This window comes from Thermaerobacillus caldiproteolyticus (genome assembly GCF_015326725.1).
Lineage (GTDB): Bacteria > Bacillota > Bacilli > Bacillales > Anoxybacillaceae > Thermaerobacillus > Thermaerobacillus caldiproteolyticus.
Genome location: NZ_CP064060.1, coordinates 999855 through 1018135, shown reverse-complemented (window position 1 = coordinate 1018135; position 18281 = coordinate 999855). Strand labels below are relative to the sequence as shown.

At 39.5% G+C, this 18281-nt stretch carries 15 protein-coding genes; 2 read left to right on the top strand and 13 right to left on the bottom strand.

Going from position 1 to position 18281, the window contains the following annotated elements:
• Nucleotides 1-225 precede the first annotated feature (225 nt).
• From ISX45_RS05055 to ISX45_RS05000, 12 genes are all read right to left on the bottom strand, one after another.
• On the bottom strand, nt 226-1752 hold the full coding sequence (locus tag ISX45_RS05055; protein WP_194520132.1) for a tripartite tricarboxylate transporter permease: 1527 nt from the start codon (nt 1750-1752) through the stop codon (nt 226-228).
• A 12-nt stretch (nt 1753-1764) separates the two neighbouring features.
• Nucleotides 1765-2220, bottom strand: coding sequence for a tripartite tricarboxylate transporter TctB family protein (locus tag ISX45_RS05050; RefSeq protein ID WP_194520131.1), 456 nt, complete (start codon nt 2218-2220; stop codon nt 1765-1767).
• Between the two features lie 65 nt (nt 2221-2285).
• The gene (locus ISX45_RS05045) at nt 2286-3260 is read right to left on the bottom strand and encodes a tripartite tricarboxylate transporter substrate binding protein (RefSeq protein ID WP_228485699.1); all 975 of its coding nucleotides are present in this window, start codon (nt 3258-3260) and stop codon (nt 2286-2288) included.
• Nucleotides 3261-3581: 321 nt separating this feature from the next.
• Entirely contained in the window at nt 3582-4739 is a 1158-nt protein-coding gene (locus ISX45_RS05040) for a mannitol-1-phosphate 5-dehydrogenase (protein ID WP_194520130.1), read from the bottom strand.
• A gap of 1 nt (nt 4740) precedes the next feature.
• Nucleotides 4741-5178: a PTS mannitol transporter subunit IIA gene (locus ISX45_RS05035; protein WP_181556859.1), complete on the bottom strand. Its 438-nt coding sequence runs from the start codon at nt 5176-5178 to the stop codon at nt 4741-4743.
• Between the two features lie 6 nt (nt 5179-5184).
• Nucleotides 5185-7275: a BglG family transcription antiterminator gene (locus tag ISX45_RS05030; protein WP_194520129.1), complete on the bottom strand. Its 2091-nt coding sequence runs from the start codon at nt 7273-7275 to the stop codon at nt 5185-5187.
• 199 nt (nt 7276-7474) lie between these two features.
• Nucleotides 7475-8902: a PTS mannitol transporter subunit IIBC gene (locus tag ISX45_RS05025; RefSeq protein WP_181556857.1), complete on the bottom strand. Its 1428-nt coding sequence runs from the start codon at nt 8900-8902 to the stop codon at nt 7475-7477.
• A gap of 253 nt (nt 8903-9155) precedes the next feature.
• Complete coding sequence (locus tag ISX45_RS05020; protein WP_181556856.1) at nt 9156-10103, bottom strand: aldo/keto reductase family protein; 948 nt, start codon at nt 10101-10103, stop codon at nt 9156-9158.
• A 129-nt stretch (nt 10104-10232) separates the two neighbouring features.
• Nucleotides 10233-11306 carry a DUF871 domain-containing protein gene (locus tag ISX45_RS05015; protein ID WP_194520128.1) on the bottom strand — a complete coding sequence of 358 codons (1074 nt, stop codon included), beginning with the start codon at nt 11304-11306 and terminating at the stop codon, nt 10233-10235.
• Nucleotides 11307-11354: 48 nt separating this feature from the next.
• Entirely contained in the window at nt 11355-12716 is a 1362-nt protein-coding gene (locus ISX45_RS05010; protein ID WP_181556854.1) for a PTS transporter subunit EIIC, read from the bottom strand.
• 25 nt (nt 12717-12741) lie between these two features.
• Nucleotides 12742-13629: an N-acetylmuramic acid 6-phosphate etherase gene (murQ, locus tag ISX45_RS05005; protein WP_194520127.1), complete on the bottom strand. Its 888-nt coding sequence runs from the start codon at nt 13627-13629 to the stop codon at nt 12742-12744.
• Nucleotides 13630-13806: 177 nt separating this feature from the next.
• Complete coding sequence (locus ISX45_RS05000) at nt 13807-14664, bottom strand: MurR/RpiR family transcriptional regulator (protein ID WP_194520126.1); 858 nt, start codon at nt 14662-14664, stop codon at nt 13807-13809.
• Nucleotides 14665-14856: 192 nt separating this feature from the next.
• Between ISX45_RS05000 and ISX45_RS04995 the strand changes: the two genes are divergently transcribed.
• On the top strand, nt 14857-15072 hold the full coding sequence (locus ISX45_RS04995; RefSeq protein ID WP_181556851.1) for a helix-turn-helix transcriptional regulator: 216 nt from the start codon (nt 14857-14859) through the stop codon (nt 15070-15072).
• Nucleotides 15073-15090: 18 nt separating this feature from the next.
• Nucleotides 15091-15465 carry a hypothetical protein gene (locus tag ISX45_RS04990; RefSeq protein WP_194520125.1) on the top strand — a complete coding sequence of 125 codons (375 nt, stop codon included), beginning with the start codon at nt 15091-15093 and terminating at the stop codon, nt 15463-15465.
• Nucleotides 15466-15648: 183 nt separating this feature from the next.
• Here ISX45_RS04990 and mngB read toward each other — a convergent pair whose 3' ends face one another.
• Nucleotides 15649-18270 carry a mannosylglycerate hydrolase gene (mngB, locus tag ISX45_RS04985; protein WP_194520124.1) on the bottom strand — a complete coding sequence of 874 codons (2622 nt, stop codon included), beginning with the start codon at nt 18268-18270 and terminating at the stop codon, nt 15649-15651.
• Between the last annotated feature and the right edge of the window lie 11 nt (nt 18271-18281).

The window sequence follows — 18281 nt, the reverse complement described above, 5'->3', positions numbered from 1 at the left end:
CCATTGAAAATCGATGACTGCTTGAACATGTCTCTTTCATTCGGGTAATCTCGTTAATTCATTCCTGATGCAGAGGCAGGAGTGCTTAGCATGTTAGAACAGCTAGACACTCATAAGCTCCGGTCGCTACGAAGTTTCAACCAAGCGGAATTATTCATATATAAGTAAGTATAAAAATAGAGAAAGACTAACCACCGCAAGCAGCAGGTCTTTCCATCCATTCCACTACATATCTTCGTTAATCACCACGTTTTTCCCTTTTAATTTCATGAACAATGGAACAAGCACCCATAAAACGGCGGCGATTATAAGCACAAGGGAAATCGGTTTTTCGAAAAAGATCATAAAATCTCCATTCGAAGAGGTAAGGGCTCTTCTCATGTTATTTTCAATCATCGGACCAAGAACAAGCCCCAATACAAGAGGAGCAAGTGGAAAATCGTGTGAAGAAAGCAAATATCCGAACACCCCAAAGGCAATAAGCAGCAAGACATCGAACGTCGTTACTTGCACCGCATATACACCGAAAATGGAAATCGCGATAATCAACGGAAGTAAATATTTCGAAGGTGTTTCAATGATTTTCGCAAATATTTTTACTAACGGCATATTTAAAATGAGAAGCATAATATTGCCAATAAACATACTGGCAATTAATCCCCACGCGACATCCGGATGTTCATCGAAAAGGAGCGGCCCTGGCTGTACGTTGTACATGATTAAAGCTCCCATTAAAATCGCAGTTGTTCCAGAACCGGGAATCCCGAGTGTTAAGAGCGGAATCATTGCCCCTCCTGAAGCGGCATTATTGGCGGATTCCGGCGCTGCTACTCCGGCAATCGTTCCTTTCCCAAATTTTTCAGGTGTTTTACTTAATTTTTTTTCCACGATATATGAAAAGAATGAAGCAAGAGTAGCACCAGCCCCCGGCAATACCCCAACAAAAAATCCTAGCAATGATCCTCGGGCAATCGGTCCAGCACTTTCCTTTAAATCCTCTTTCGATGGGATAATCCTTCCAATTTTCGCAATCTCCCCATCGTTTTTTTCTTTATGAAGGATGGCTTTAAATACTTCCCCGAGGGCAAATAACCCGACAGCGACGGTTAAAAATTCTAATCCTCCATAAAGAACGGAAATATCATACGTAAATCTAGCTACCCCTGAAACACTGTCCAGTCCAATGGTAGAAAGTAATAGACCAAAAACAGTCATCATCCATGCTTTCGTCATTGAATTCCCGGCTAATCCGCTTACTGCTGCTAATCCAAGAAGCATTAAGGAAAAATATTCTGCCGGACCAAACTTCAATGCCAAGTTCGAAAGCGGTTGGGCAAGAAGCACAAGAGCAATGAGTGAAACAATCCCAGCGACAAACGAACCAATCGCAGCAATCGCTAGTGCAGAGCCTGCCCTCCCCTGCTTTGCCATCTGGTATCCATCCAATGTTGTGACAACGGATGAAGATTCACCGGGCGTATTCAACAAAATTGAAGTAGTAGATCCACCGTACATCGCCCCATAATAAACACCTGCAAGCAAAATGATCGAACTGGTCGCCGCCTGAGCAGGATCTAATCCCGTTGTCATCGAGGCAGTGACTGGTATCAAAAGGGCAACCCCACTCATCGGACCAATTCCCGGTAAAACACCTACGGCCGTGCCAATGAGCACGCCAATAAAAGCAAATAACAAATTGTGGGGCTGTAACGCCGTTTGAAACCCATCGAAAAGAAAAGTAATCGCTTCCACTTTACTCCCTCCTTAACTAAACCAGACCGGCCAACTCGGCAACGTACCTTGCAGTAGTTTTACATATACAACATAAACACCAAATGAAAAACACGCTGAAATGATTATTGATTTCCATATATCTCCTCTTTGGATCGTTTGAAATCCAATTATAAGAAAGAGAAACGTTGTAATAATGTAACCAACATGTTCAAGCAACATCGCATATAATATAGAAGAAATGAGAATGACGAAAAATTTCTTATATTGCAATTCTCTCCTAGATGTATTCGCAACATCATAGCGCAATGTTTCTAGTAATAGCTTTATACTTAGCAAAGCGAGAACAAGACCTAACAAAAAAGGAAAGACATTGGGACCTACGGCACTTCCGTATGCACTTTTAGAGATTCGTAGACTTTCTAACATAAATAGCCCCCCAATCGCTAAGAAGGCTACTGCTGCAAAGCGGTCGAACGTTTTGCTCATTCCCACACCTCCGTTTGTTTTTCGGATTATCTTCTCTTTAAAAAGGCAAGGCAGAACCCATTCACTTACTTATACATTCCTAACGACTTTAACATATCCCTAATGAGCTTCTCCTGTTCCTGCAAAAATTGCACAAATTCATCGGAACCTTTGTACTCAGGCTGCCACCCTTGCGTTGTCAGCTCCTCTTTCCATTTCTCGTGTTCAGATAACTTTTTGAACGTGTCCTCCCAAAACCTTTTCGCATCGTCAGACATTTGTTTTGCTCCAAATACGCCTCTCCAGATGGTAAATTCCGCATCAATTCCAAGTTCTTTCATCGTAGGAACATCTTTTAAATTGCCACCAAGACGTTCAGGAGCAGAAACGGCAAGAACCCTCACTTTTCTAGCTTTGACATACTCCTCAACTGAAGAAGCATCTGTCGCAATCACATCAGCATTTCCTCCGAGAAGAGCAGCCATCGCCTCTCCACCACCGTCATATGAGACATACTTTACTATCTTCGGGTCAATTCCAGATTTATAAATCGGAAGAATCGCAATTAAATGATCCATTGAACCAGGTGCAGATCCGCCCGCTATCGTTACAGACTTAGGCTTTTTCTTAATCTCGTCGATCAATTGAGGCAAAGATTGAAATTTCGAGTCTGCCTTGACAACAATGGCTCCAAAATCTTTCGTAAGCTGAGCCAGCGGAGTAGTATCTTTATAACCGAATGGGCTGTTTCCTTCTGCCTTTAAGTTGTTAATGATAATCGGCGGTGAACTCACAAACAACTTATAATCATTGTTTTTATCTTGTGTCGCATATTCCGCCATAAACACAGCTCCGCCACCGCCCGGCTTATTTTCCACCGTCATCGTTTGTTTAACGAGTTTCGTCTCATTCAACACTTTCGTAACCGCCCTTGCCGTTAAATCCCAACCTCCTCCAGCCCCCGAAGGAGCTACGAACACAATCGGCTTTGTTGGATAATTCGAATGTTGATTAGACTCTTTCGTAACATTGCTGCTTCCACAAGCACTAAGCATGAACATCGCAACTCCCATCACAATGAAACTCATCCACTTTTTCACCTTTTCTCCCCCCGCAACATTGTTTTTGATAACGTTTACATATTTGAAAGTAATTATATTAGCAATTTCCTGAATGATGAGTTTTTGAAAATAAAAACAATTTTGTTCATTTTGTTTACTGAAAATCCGATCAATTACAGCAAGTAAACAAATATGCTTCTTGCTCCGAAAAGCTTCAGCCACATTTAGATGAAGCACGCGAAAATTTTGGCAAATCAGCTATAAAAAAACACCTGCCATCTTCCGATAACGATCGGTTAATGGCAGGTGATAAATTTCTGTTTACTGTTCTTTTTTTAACAACTGCACTTGCTTCTTGACGGCATCAACAAGAGGATGGTCTTTTTCCAACTGAGAATATTGTAAAAGGGCACCTTCTATTCCCGCTGTCTCTATTGTCTTTTGCAATTCCAACGCTTCATGGTCTTCTTTATAATCAAACAATAACAGCGCTGCAATTCCTTTTATCAAACCAGCCGGTACTTCCGTAAATAATTCATAATATTGCTTAGCCGGACCAATGAGACGGTCATTGGCTCCAAGCTTGCGAATCGGTGAACGTGCCACTCTTACCACTTCATCCGAGATGGAAGGATTTGTGAATCTTTGAACAATTTTTTCTATATATGACTTATGTTCATCTTCATTCCATTTATATTTCTTCACTAACACAGCTCCTGATTCGTGTAGTGCCTTGTAAACATCGGAACGAATTTCTTCATCTTCCATTGCTTCTTTTATCGTTTGGAACTGCTTGTAATAACCTAAGTAGGCAGAAATTGCATGCCCCGTATTCACAGTGAAAAGCTTTCGCTCAATATAAGGCAGTAAATCATCCACAAACTGGGCGCCTGTTACGGTTGGAATCTCTCCGACTAAGTTTTGTTTTTCGACAACCCATTCAAAAAACGGTTCAACTACTACTGTTAACGGATCACTATGTTTTTGATTCGGTACAATGCGATCAACTGCGCAATTAGGAAAACCGTAATGCTTTTCAAATAACTTTGCTTCTTCTTCTGAAATCTTTTCAAAAACTTGTTCCTTTAGAAAAGCACTTCCGCCGATCATATTTTCACACGCGATAATATTCAGCGGTTTTTGATTCACTGATAATCTCTTACGAAGCCCTTCCGCAAGCACAGACGAGATGGCTGGCAAAACATTCGGTCCAACCGCTGTTGTTACTAAATCCGCTTTTGTCAAATAATCAATGACCTTATTGTATTCTTTCTGACTATTAACAGCGGAAACATTGCGAATGAGCTGCTCTTTGCTGGATTCATCAGCAATAAGAACACGATACTCCTTTTTCTCATTTAACAAACGAACAACTTCATCATTGACATCGACAAATACAACCTCATAACCAGATTGAGAAAGTAAGCTGCCAATAAATCCTCTTCCAATATTTCCTGCGCCAAAATGAATCGCTAACATATTAATTCACCCCGCTCAAAAGGTGAAGGATATCTTCTTCACTTGCTGCTTTTATCATTTTTTCCACATTTTCTTCCTCTGAACAAACAATCGCGATTTTTGAGAGGATTTCTAAATGCTCATCATTTTTCCCGGCAATCCCAATCAATATTTTCGCTATATTTCCATCCCCAAAATCAACTCCATCAGGGATTTGCACGATAGAAATTCCTGCATGTTTCACGAGATTTCTCGCATCCTCTGTGCCATGAGGGATAGCGACAAAGTTGCCCATATACGTAGATGTCAACGCTTCTCGTTCAAACATTTTATCAATATAAGAAGTTTCTACATAACCTTGATCGGCTAAAACGGTTCCCGCTAAACGGATAGCTTCTGTTTTATCTGCTACTGATGCTTGTAACACAATATTTTCTTTCTTTAAAATTGGCATCGACAATGTCATTCACTCCTTGTGATATTGAATATGTTCGTAAAAAAATTTTCCTAAATGATGGCTCAAAAAAGAGTAAAGTCGATCCTTATTTCCTGATACAAATACGTCCATACTTTCTTCATCTTTAACCACTAAAGAACTAATGTGGCTTAAAACAGAAATCGTCTCTTGGGCAGCCGACTCCGGTGCTAAAAGTAATAAAATTTTGTTCACCTTCATCTGTTTTTCATGCATTCCTTTTACCGTTTGCCATTTCGTTAATGTATAAATAGTAAAAGAAGGAAGAAGAATCTCTGAACTTCGAGTATGGTACAAAGCAAGGGAGGTTTCTGGTATTCCCAAACCGCCCATTTTTTCTCTGTTTAACAATTCAGTAAGAACTTGCTCCGCATTGCAAATAATTCCTCTTTCATATAATTGGCGGCACGCTTCGGATAACGCTTCTTGAATGGAACCGCTATCTAATTCTTGTAAAGTAAAACCATTTAAAATCTGCACAATCGTTTCACTCATTTTTTGAATCGAACTGAGATTCTCAATCACTTTTGCTGCACCTTCGCCCAAATGCTGAGTACGCGCTTTCGGAAATACCAGTCTCCGATTTTTAAGAAACTGTTTAATAGAGGCAATCTCATCTTCTTGCAGCATCGGACTAACGACAAAATACGGTTCTGTGAAGTTATGAATTGGCACTGTCGAAACAATGAGATCGTATTGATTCGTATCTACCTTTCCTAATTCAAAGACAGATATTTGTTCAATGTGTGCAATATCAGGAATTTCATTTTTCAATCTCGTTGCTAATATTTTGGCAGTGCCTAAACCGCTGGAACATATAACTAATGCATGCAGTCCCTGCTTTTCCCTTAATAAAGCGGAAGCAAAGTGAAGAACTAAATAACCGATTTCCTCCTTCGGAACTGTTAAATCAGGAAATACTTTTTTGACTCCTTTTTCTAGTGTAGAAAAAAGCTCAGAATAATCTTGAACAATTTTTTCCAAAAGCGGGTTAGCAATTCCCATGTTATGTCGGATGCGATAAAGGGCTGGCTTCAAATGAATGACCAAATCTTCATATAAAGGATAATCGTTCGTTAAATCTATGTTTAGTTCATCACTTACTACACGAATCAATTCTTGTGCCTTTATGCCCACTTCAAAACTCGCTTCTTCTAACATATGGCCTTGGCGATCTCGAAGTTTTGCTCCCATTAAATGCATCGTCATATAACCGATTTCTTCATTCGGTATCGTTATATGGAATGCACGTTCCAATGAGCGGGCAATTTTCTCGGCCGTTTCGAATTCCTTCGTCGCGCGAATCGTTTCCAAGTATTGTGGATCGAAATTAATCGGTTCTCCTTGAATAATCCGCTCAATGGCTAAGGCTAGATGGACAACTAAAGCAATATACGAACTATCAGCAATCGTAAAAGGAAGCTCATCTTTCATGTCTTCAATTTGCTTTTCAATGGTTAATAACTTTTTCTTATCAACGAGTCCGAGAAGTTTTTCAGTAACCGTATTAAGGGTATCTGCCGACTTTTTTTGAATCGATTCTTTCATTAACGAAAGAAACTCGTATTCATTAAAATGATTTAATAATAACTCACTCATCATCGCCCGTTTCGCTAATTCAGCACCTGCGATCTCAACCCCATATCCTCTTTTACGAATAAGAGAAAGCCCGTGTTTTTCGATTTTTTCACTTATTTTATCTAAATCATTGCTAATGGTTGCTACAGTAACATTTAAGTCATTCGCGAGAGATAAAAGCTTTACGGGCTCTATTGCTTCTAGTAAAGTAATGAGGATAATAATTTGGCGCTCTTCCGGTGTGTACTCAGTATGGGACAAATGAAATAGATGAATTTGCAACTCTTTCTTCCTGTCTTCGTCTCCAGTTACTTGAATGCCAACCCCTGCCTTTTTTATAAGTTGCAAATTGTAATCTCCTAAAATGCACTCTATCCCTTTTAAATCCCGATGAACAGTACGATTGCTGACATTCAGCTGTTGTGCAAGCTCCCCTACTGTGATTCCTTTATCATGAGATAATAAAATATCGAGTATTTTTCTCTCTCGCGCAGATATATACATCGCTTCTTCACCCACCGTCTCAAGCAACCATTGTTGACATGATTTAGAATGAAAAATTATCTTTCAAAAGGGATTTTAGAGTGTTTCTCTCTCTATTACAACAAATAGATATTCCTTTTTCGTCTTCCTTATTGTTGCCATTTTTTAATAAATCATGAACGGCTAAAAACATAACGAATAGGGGAAGCCTTTTTCTCCCCTATTCGCGACTTTCTTTCAAACTTTCGATTAACTCATCATATTTCGGGCTATTTAGGAAATTTTCAACCGAAACATGGAAAGCGTTTGGTAATTTCTCTTTCGCACGTTCTGTTAAATTTTTATGGGTAATCACAATATCAGCATCTCCCGGAAGTTGGTTGATAGCGGTATTCGTTACTTGAATGTCCAATCCCGCTTTCTGTACCTTATTTCGCATAATCGAAGCTCCCATAGCACTTGAACCCATCCCTGCATCACAAGCAAAAACAATTTTTTTCACTTTTGATGGGACAGTCGCTTCTTTTTGTTGTAGCGAAGCCACAACATCGCTCTTTTTCCCTTTTAATTGCTGCATTTTTTCAGCGGCTTTATTCAAATCTTCCTCTTCTGTATTTTTAGTAGATTTCAAAAAGATAGATGCCACAAAGAAAGAGACAGCTGCCGCGACAAATACTCCTGCCAATACTCCGAGATAATTTCCTCTTGGCGTCATCGCTAACAAGGCGAAAATACTTCCAGGTGATGGAACCGCTACTAGCCCTGCATGGAAAACAGTAAACGTTAAAACACCGCTTACTCCCCCTGCCATGGCTGCTAAAATTAAAACCGGTTTCATTAAAATATATGGGAAGTAAATTTCATGAATACCGCCGAGAAAATGAATGATCGCAGCCCCTGGAGCCGACTGTTTAGCTGTTCCTTTGCCAAATAACCAATAAGCAAGCAAAATACCAAGACCTGGGCCCGGGTTTGTTTCAAGTAAGAATAGAATCGATTTGCCTGTTTTTGTTGCCTGCTCGATGCCAAGCGGGCTTAAAATTCCGTGATTAATCGCATTATTCAAAAATAAGACCTTCGCAGGTTCAATAAAAATATTTGCTAACGGCAATAATTTGAGATTGATAATTGTCTCAACACCAGCAGCTAGCGTTTTGTTCAATCCTAAAACAATCGGCCCAACTCCTTTGAAAGCCACTAACGTTAAAATTCCACCAATAATTCCGGCTGAGAAGTTGTTTACTAACATTTCAAATCCTTGTTTGACTTTCCCTTGAATAAGTTGGTCAAATTTTTTAATGAGGTAGCCACCAAGTGGTCCCATAATCATAGCCCCAAGAAACATGGGAATGTCAGAACCGACAATAACCCCCATCGTCGCAGTCGCACCAACAACACCGCCGCGAACATCATGAATCATTTTACCGCCTGTATAACCGATTAATAATGGCAGCAAATACGTAATCATCGGACTGACAAGCTTAGCAAATGCTTCATTCGGTATCCATCCTGCCGGAATAAATAATGCAGTGATAATTCCCCAAGCAATAAACGCACCGATATTCGGCATGATCATTCCGCTTAAATAACTTCCAAAGCGTTGAACCTTTACACGAAAACTAGACTGATTTTCTGTTGTATGAGTCATGTTGCATTTCTCCTTTTCTATATACTGTACCTCTATCTTAAAGCGCTTACATCATATATTCAATAAAAAGTAAATATCATTTTGTCCGACACATTATTGTCATTTTTTAAAAAAGGGGACTTGCCATCAATATGCCGGGGAAACATATATATGGAATGAACGAATAGCGATACATATGAGATAGGCTCATGCCATTAAATATTCTATCCTAAACATAAAAAGAGGCAACCATTAGGTTTGCCTCTTTTTATGTTTACGCAAGAATCTCTTCAATTTTTTCAATGACTTCATCTGATAGTTCAACATCCACTGCTTTGACATTTTCTTCGACTTGTTCTGGTTTGCTTGCCCCAATTAATGCACTGGCAACGTTCGGCTGACGCAACACCCACGCTAGTGCTAATTGTGAAAGCTTAATCCCTAATTCGTTCGCAAGCGTTTGTAATTGTTCGACCTTTATTAATACGTCGTCTTTCAACAAATCATTGATAAACTTATTAGATTTTGGATCGCTCGCACGGCTTCCTTCAGGAACTTTTTCGCCTCTTTTATATTTCCCCGTCAGCACTCCTTGAGCTAATGGCGAAAACACAATTTGACTAATGCCATTTTGTTCGCAAACAGGGATGACTTCTTTTTCAATATAACGGTTTAACATATTGTAAACAGGCTGATTGACAACAATCCGGTCAAGTAAATATTTATCTGCCGTGCCTAGAGCTTCTTGGATTTGTTGAGCCGTCCATTCGCTGACACCGACATACAATACTTTTCCTTGACGAACAAGATCGTCAATCGTTCGCAATGTTTCGTCAACTGGCGTTTCTGTGTCATAACGATGGCAATAGTAAATATCGACATAATCTAAATTTAGGCGTTTTAAGCTTGCATGAAGCTGCTCGAACACATGCTTTCTTGAAAGCCCACGATCATTCGGGCCGTCTCCCATAGGCCAGAATACTTTCGTTGCAATAACATAAGATTCTCTTGGGTATTTTCGCAATGCTTCGCCGACAATCTTTTCTGCTTCGCCGTTTGCGTACACATTTGCCGTATCAAAAGAATTAATTCCGAGCTCATACGCTTTATCAATCGTTTTTATTGCTGCTTCTTTTTCAATGGAGTTTCCGTATGTAAGCCAGCTTCCTAAGCTAATCTCACTTACTTTTAACCCCGTTCTTCCGAGTTTGCGATATTTCATCTACCCCTCTCTCCCTTCCAAATTTATCTAAAATAATAGACAAAATTATTATAAAATTTTTATGATTTTTTGGGAAGGATTTTGCTTGATTATTTCAAATATTTAACATCAGCGTATACATAGAACCATTTATTCTACCCTCACTAGTCGAAACGCTTGACCTTCTTTTACATAGGAAAGAAGAGGCAAATCCTCTTCTATAATGCAGCCGACAACATTAACTTTTTCATCTTGCGGCAAATCGGCTAACGTAATTTGTAATTCTCCTGCATACCTTCCGTATAACGTATTATCAATCGTAACACTTCCTTTCCGCCTTCTTACCGTATTCGAAGGTGCTAATAGGTCATCCGGCCACAATATAGATGAACGTGATTCGATCGAACGAATTACATCTCTAGCAGGGTCAAGGCGGTTCGTATGAACGGTTTCGATCATCGATAACATGTCCTCTTGCACAACTCTCGGCTTATATCTAAGCGGGATGATTCCCTTATGCACTTCAGACATTCGTCTCAATGTTTCATCGGTCATGCTTATATCGCCAATCAATACTTTATCGATATCGCAGTCTCTCACTAATTCTAAATAAGCATAAACCGGTTCTATATTACGATGTTTTTCTAATGTAGGCAGTCCTTTGTATAAAGGCCCTCTCTTTTCCTTGTTTCCCGGGATAAATGCTGCGATCGTTCCGATTCCAAATTGCCGTAAACGCTCATTCTTTCTTATCATGTAATCTTTCGATAGCCCGGTTTCCGGACGAGGATAAAAATTATGCCACGCCTCCACATTGTCCCAATGCAAGCGATGAGATTTTAGTAATTGCAGCTCTTCTTCTGAAATCGTGCTAGCGTTCAACGCTACTTTTATTATTTGTGAAAACTGAGCCACTTCCTCAGCGGAAAAGCCATCATCTAGCCGCAAACCAGATACTCCCCAGTCTACTAATATACTAAGGTCGCACGGACGGATTCCTACATATTGAAACGACTTCGGAGAAACATCGGCTATCAATTCCATTCCATGCCGTTTCGCTTCATTTCCAATCGTTCGCAGAAGATCTTTATACACCCCCGGATCATCTTCAGGAATATGAAGAGAAGTAAAAATTGCCCGAAATCCAAACGTTTTGGCTTTGTGAATCCATACTTCATTCTTTTTCATCGTTTGGCTGGATAAATAAATAGAGATTCCAAGCATGAAGCCTCCTCCATTCGCAGAAATAGGAGGGAGATGCCCCTCCTCCCGCTACATGTTTTCTGCCATTTCTTCTTTAAATCCGAAGAAATAAGTGAAGATGAATCCAAATGTATAGGCAATCAACAACCCTATGAAATAAATAATATATTTATTTTCTGCAATTAATGGAATCAGTGATAAACCGGAAACTCCGATTCCGAGCGCAGCTGTTTTCATTACTGCTTGGAAAGCGCCTCCTACCGCCGCTCCAAGACACGCTGTAAGAAATGGTCTTCCTAACGGTAACGTCACCCCATACAATAATGGTTCTCCGATTCCTAAAAATCCTACAGGCAAAGCTCCTTTAATAATATTGCGTAACCGTTTATTTTTCGTTTTCACAAAAATGGCAATAGCCGCCCCCACTTGGCCGGCTCCGGCCATGGCTAAAATCGGGAGAATCGGTGTGACTCCTGTGCTATTAATAAACTCCATATGAATCGGTGTCAATCCATGATGCAGTCCTACCATCACAAGCGGTAAGAAAGTCCCCGCTAAAATCGCCCCGGCGACAGCACCTCCAATATCAAGCACCGCTTTGATTCCGCTAGTAATCCCTGTAGATAATAATCCGGCGACAGGCTGTACCGCAACAATGGTTAATAGACATACTACCAATACGGTAATCAATGGTGTCACAATAATATCTACAGCATTAGGAACCACTTTGCGGACATTTTTTTCTACGACTGTCATTAGCCAAGCAGCAAACATCACCGCAAATAATCCGCCACGCCCAGGTGTAAGCGCTTCCCCAAATAGTTTAATATCTGCAAGCGCTGGATTAAAAATTAAAATTCCTGCAATCGCTCCTAATACCGGGGTACCCCCAAACTCTTTTGCCGTATTGAATCCGACTAACACTCCTAAAGAAGCAAAGATCCCTCCGCCAATGAGCAGCAAAATTTGTAACCATGTTTCCGTTGGAGCAACACCTGCGTTTTTCGCAAAGTTCGCAATCCCATTAATGATTCCTGATGCGACTAATCCGGGAATAAGAGGGATAAAAATGCTACCAATCTTGCGAAGCAAACGTTTAAATGGGGCTTGATTTCTTTGCTGAAATTCTGCCTTTTTCTTAGCTGCAATGTCCATTTCTTCCTCGACCACTTCTCCAAGATGTAACCCTGCCAATTGGCCAATTTCCATAGCGACTTTGTTGACAATGCCAGGACCGATTACAATTTGCAGAGTTTCATCCTCAATGACTCCCATAACTCCTTTTACCTGTTTCACTCCCGCTACATCCGCTTTTGTTTCATCACGTAAGGTCATACGAAGACGTGTCATGCAGTGGGCTATACTAGAAATATTGTTCGCACCTCCGAGTCGCTCCACAATCTCAACGGCCATTCGTTGCTCATGTTTCATGTGAATCCTCTCCCCCTAAAAATAATTAGATTAAAGCTTTGCGAACAAACCCATTTGCTTTCTGCAATTTTTGAAGCGCTTCTTCATAGCTGCACTTCAGTAAAATCATAATAATGGCTGTTTTGACATGACGGTGGGCAGCTTCATAATAGTGCGTTGCCGTTTCGTAATCCACATTCGTTGCTTGCATGATGATGCGTTTTGAGCGTTCTATTAATTTACTATTAGTAGATTGTACGTCTACCATGAGGTTTTTATACACTTTTCCAATCCCAATCATAGATGCAGTGGAAATCATATTTAACACGAACTTTTGGGCTGTGCCTGCTTTCAGACGCGTCGAACCTGTTAAAATTTCCGGACCTGTCTCTACTTCAATACTGACATCGGCATACTTGCTTATTTCAGCATTTTTATTACAAGCAAGGCTTCCTGTCGTTGCACCTACTTTTTTTGCATATTTTAATCCGCTGATAACGTACGGTGTACGCCCGCTTGCTGCGATACCAATAACTGTATCTTTTTCCGTTACACCAATAGCCTGTAAATCTTCTACGGCCATCTCCTCGTTATCTTCCGCTCCTTCAACAGCGTTTGCAAACGCTTCCAAACCACCCGCGATTAATCCTTGTACCATGCTTTGGTCAGTCCCGAACGTCGGCGGGCATTCCACCGCATCCAAAATGCCAAGCCGCCCGCTTGTACCAGCGCCCATATAAATGAGTCGCCCACCTTGCTGAAAAGAAGCAATCACTTTGTGAACGAGTTTTTCAATTTGGTCAAGTTCTTTGGAAACAGCCACTGCTACCGTCTGATCTTCTTCATTCATAATTTGTAAAATTTCTTTTGTCGTCATTTCGTCTAAGTTCCATGTTTTTTTGTTACGTTGCTCTGTCGTTAAGTGTTCTAACATGCCGTCACCTTCTCAGATTGAAATTTTATTTCATATTTTTATTTTATCAACACGAAATAAAAAAACAATCTTTTTCTTATCTTCCCCGAAAATTCTTTCATCCAGAAAAAAAGAAGGGAAATGTAAATTACTCCCTTCTCGTGCTAACCATATCGGCCTTTTTGAAATAAAATTTCATTATCTTCGCAATCGAACAACTTCCTCTCTTGCTTCATGGAACTTTTCAATCACGCTACTGCCCATCTGGTGAAATGTAATTAAATATAGCGCATCAATTATGTTCAGTTGCGTCATTCTTGATGCCATACTTCCGATTCGGTGGTCTTGTTCCACATCAGGTACACATAATTTAATATCTGCTTCTTTATATAATGGAGAGGATGGATCGAGTTTTGTAATCGCAATGACTGTTGCGCTTTTCTTCTTCGCAAATTGAACAATCTCCAATACATCCTTCGTTCTTCCCGATGTTGAAATCGCCACTAGGACATCATTCGGTTCCAAATTCGTAATGAGTGGAATCATCATATGAAAATCGTGAGACATCATTGACACATACCCAAGTTTTGTAAACTTATAACAAGCATCTAACGCAGAGGCTGCCGACCCACCCACTCCGTAAAATAAAATCTTTTTTGCCTTTACCATCGCTTCCGCTGCTTTTTCTAATTCCTTTCTATCTATTGTCGCTGTTGTTGATTCAACAGCTGCTTTATTGACATACGTCACCTTATTAAACAAGTCGAACGGTGTATCTTTCTTTTCAATAATGGAAAAGTCGTTAATGTTCATATCCGCGATCGTTAACTCACGGACAAGGGTTAATTTCAATGCTTTAAAGCTGCCTATGCCGATCGTTTTGCAAAAGCGAACAACACTTGCCTCACTCGCCCCAGCATTTTTCGATATATCCTTCGTTGTCATATTCGGAACGAGCTCTGCATGTTCCATAATATACATCGCTACCTTTTTTTCCGCCGGAGAAAATCGCTCCATATGATTTTGAATTTTTGACAGAATACTTAGCTGCTTCATCCCTCTCCCCCTTCCTAGCTGTCGTTGCCAATCACATTCAAACCAATCATACCATTCATAATCGGAAAAACAAACCAGATGATGCTTTTGATACTTATTTACCTTTCGTTTCTTTTCCATCCTCACAATATGTAATATATAATTTACATATGTAAAAAATATGTTACAATCAATATAGAGGTGATTGTTTATATGCAAGAACCAATCATTAGAAATAAAGTGAAATTAGCACGAATTGAAAAAGGAAACTTAACACAAGCAGAACTAGCGAAAAAGGCCGGTATTACAAGACAAACGTTACATTTAATCGAAGCTGAAAAATATAATCCTTCCTTAAAAGTATGCTTATTGTTAAGCAAATACTTAGAAAAACCGCTGGATGAACTCTTTTGGCTTGAAGAACATTGAAAAGGGGAGTAAGGCTTAGTGAAAAAGGTCGATATTCGTATTTTCATTAGTTTTTTGATTTCTTTTGGTATTTTAAGTCTCGCTGTTAGAGAAATTCAATGGCTAAGCTTTTTAGCCGCATTATTGGGATATGGAATTTCTCGTTTATTAAAGGCGAGGAAAAAGAAATTAAGCGGGGAAGAGATAGAATACGATGAAAGAGTCAATGACAATATAAGAACGTTAATTTTGATGACTTTTTTATGTTCCAACTTTTTATTACTATTATATCTAGTCATCAATGATTGCGTATTGCACAAATCGTTTATCAAGATCAATTATTTAACATTATATATTATTGCCACCTTTTTTATCGGGCTTTTCATTATGCCTACAATTGCAAAAAGACGATAATGATTTCGCGCGCAAAAACAAGCTCTATGAAAGCTTGTCAAAAATATTCCATTTTTTCTTGGAACATAGGTGATTTTATTTCCCTCTTTCAACTTACAATGGGTTTGTTGTAATAAGAAAAGCGAAATGCACGTAATTACGATCCATTTCGCTTTTCTTTTGAATCATTGTTTGGCTTTACGATCATAGTTGAACCAAAACGGTTTGGACTTGATTGCGTTTAACGTTCACTTCAAATTCTTTATGTGGATGGTATGCAATAGAAGCAATGATCTTCTCATTTAAGTTCGTTTTTTGAATTTGGGTAAGCGGGCCCTTCCACTGAAATATCGCTTTTTTCTCTGCTTCAGAAGGATTGTAAAAGCGAACGATAATGCCCGAGTCGTCTTCGCTTCGTTTGACGGCACTTAAGACGATATACGGATCTTTTTGTTCAAATAAACTATACTGATATGGCACATGAAAGTCGACATTATTCATCTTCATGGCATCATACGGCATTTTATTATACGTGTATAACGGGGTTAAAAATTCTTTAGCTCTCTTTGCCACATTCGCTTGTACCGTTGTCCCTTGATGAGTAGTGATCGCAAAATGCACTTTATTGCTTCCTATCATTTGAGAATCCGGTGTTTCCATTTTGATACCCGATGGTCGTCCCGGTCTTCTCACTATGTCTTCCTTTCCAAGATAGCCGATACTTCTAAAAAGCGTAACCGCTATTGTGTCGTAGTGCTCTCCTACAATTTCATACTCTCTCGTACTGTTGGTTAACACCGCTACTCCATAATGTTCATTTGACAAGCCCACATAGCTTAACATTGGATAAATCGAATCAGGTCTTTCATCCCAATTTTCTATTTCCCAAACTTCGATAGCTGGATCGACAACTCGTCTTTTTATATTTCCGAATTGATTATCCGCTATTGCATAGGTTGATGAGATTCCAGTTGGAATGTATGCTCTTACTCTATGGTCTTTCGCAATATTTTCAATATCCATTTTTACATCAATGATCGGTTTATTCATCGGGACCGTTAATTGAATATTGACATCAATAAAACTATCACGCCGCTTTGCTTTACGACTTTCGATATTGGCTGGTACAGGTAATTGGTAATGAATATCCACATAAGCAAAGTACTGATTCTGCCGCATGGAGTACTGTGCTTTTACATCATCACTGAGCACGATAAAATCGTTCAGTAAGGGAGAATAGTCATATTCGTCTCCATCGTCCGCCATATCTTCTATCAATAGTACATTATCAAACGTACGCTGTAATGTTTTATCATAAATCTTCAACGTACCATTTTCATTCACCGTTAAAGAATAGAACTCCGTGTCGATTTGATTTACTTCTTCGGATACATTCTTGATCATTATATCCGCTTCTTTTATGAAATAGGCTCTGTATCCCATCGCCGGAATGTCGTCTTGAAACTGAATGGTATATCGAACAAACGGATCATAGTTTCCATAATGAACAATTTGTCTATCGACCAGTCCCGGATCTATCGTTTCTTTTTTCACAACCTCGAAATCAATTTCATTTTCGTTTTCATCCACTAACTTGAAATTTGCTATTTTTGTTGTAATTTCCGCCTGAATCGGTTCATTTCTTTCATAAGGAAGAAAATTATATACAACTAATTTATCTAATGATTGATCACAAGGCATCGCGTCCGCTATTTTTCTCATATAAAATGAAATGAGTTGATCGGCTTTCTCCTCCGCTATGAAAAATCGAGACATAATGTCATGATGCACTTTATCGGAGCAGCAACAGCCTATACTATCATGAGCGTGATTTTTCATCATCTCTTTCCAAATTAACTCGATTAATTTATGGTGATACGCAAACCCAAGAATCGACGCGATGGAAGCTAACGGTTCTAAAATATTCGTTATCTTATTTTCGATTCTTGTATTTGCTGCTTTAATATCCATCCTTGTTGAGTAAATGCTTCGATGTACTCGCATATATTTTCCGTCTAAAAACTCTCCTTTTATCGTTGCCAGCCCCTCTTGTTTTTCTAATTCGTCAAAGATATGTTCGTAACGACTTAAAAAGAAAATTCTTTCCGGATATAATTTCCGTAATACTTCTATTACGTCAAAAATGTTCTTTTGAATCGGCATTTGATCATGTCCGTTTGGAATAATAATATGGTCGGTAGTCGCTCTCCGATCTAACACCGAAAAGTACGTATCCATACGCTTCTTTAATTTTGCTTCATCTGTTGGAAGATATTTTCCTATCGCATATCCCAGTGGAAATACTTGAACAAGTACCCTTGACCCTTCATCGCTTGCCCAATAAAATTCCGTTTGATCGGTCCCGTGTCTTTCCGAAATTCCCCGCCAAAAAATTGCCCGCTGAATGCCAAATCCATTTAATAGTTGCGGCAGTTGGGAAGATTGCCCGAATGAATCCGGAAGATAACCTATTTTCATCGGCTCTCCAAACTCTTCGCAATCCTTTAGTCCGTATAAAAGGTTTCGAACAATCGACTCCCCGCCAACGACCATTTCGTCCGTCTGTGTATACCAAGGGCCTATGATTAATTTGCCTTGTTGGACTAACTTTTGGATTCGCTTTTTATATTCTGGTTTTACGGCAAGATAGTCTTCCAACACAACCGTTTGCCCGTCCAACACATAATGGGGGTAGTCCGGATTTGTTTCAAGCATATCTAAAATTTCTTCCATATTATTTACAAGAAGAATTCTCGATTCTTCAGCCGAAAAATACCATTCTCGGTCCCAATGCATATGCGGAACAATATGAACATACTTTTTCAAAACATCCACCT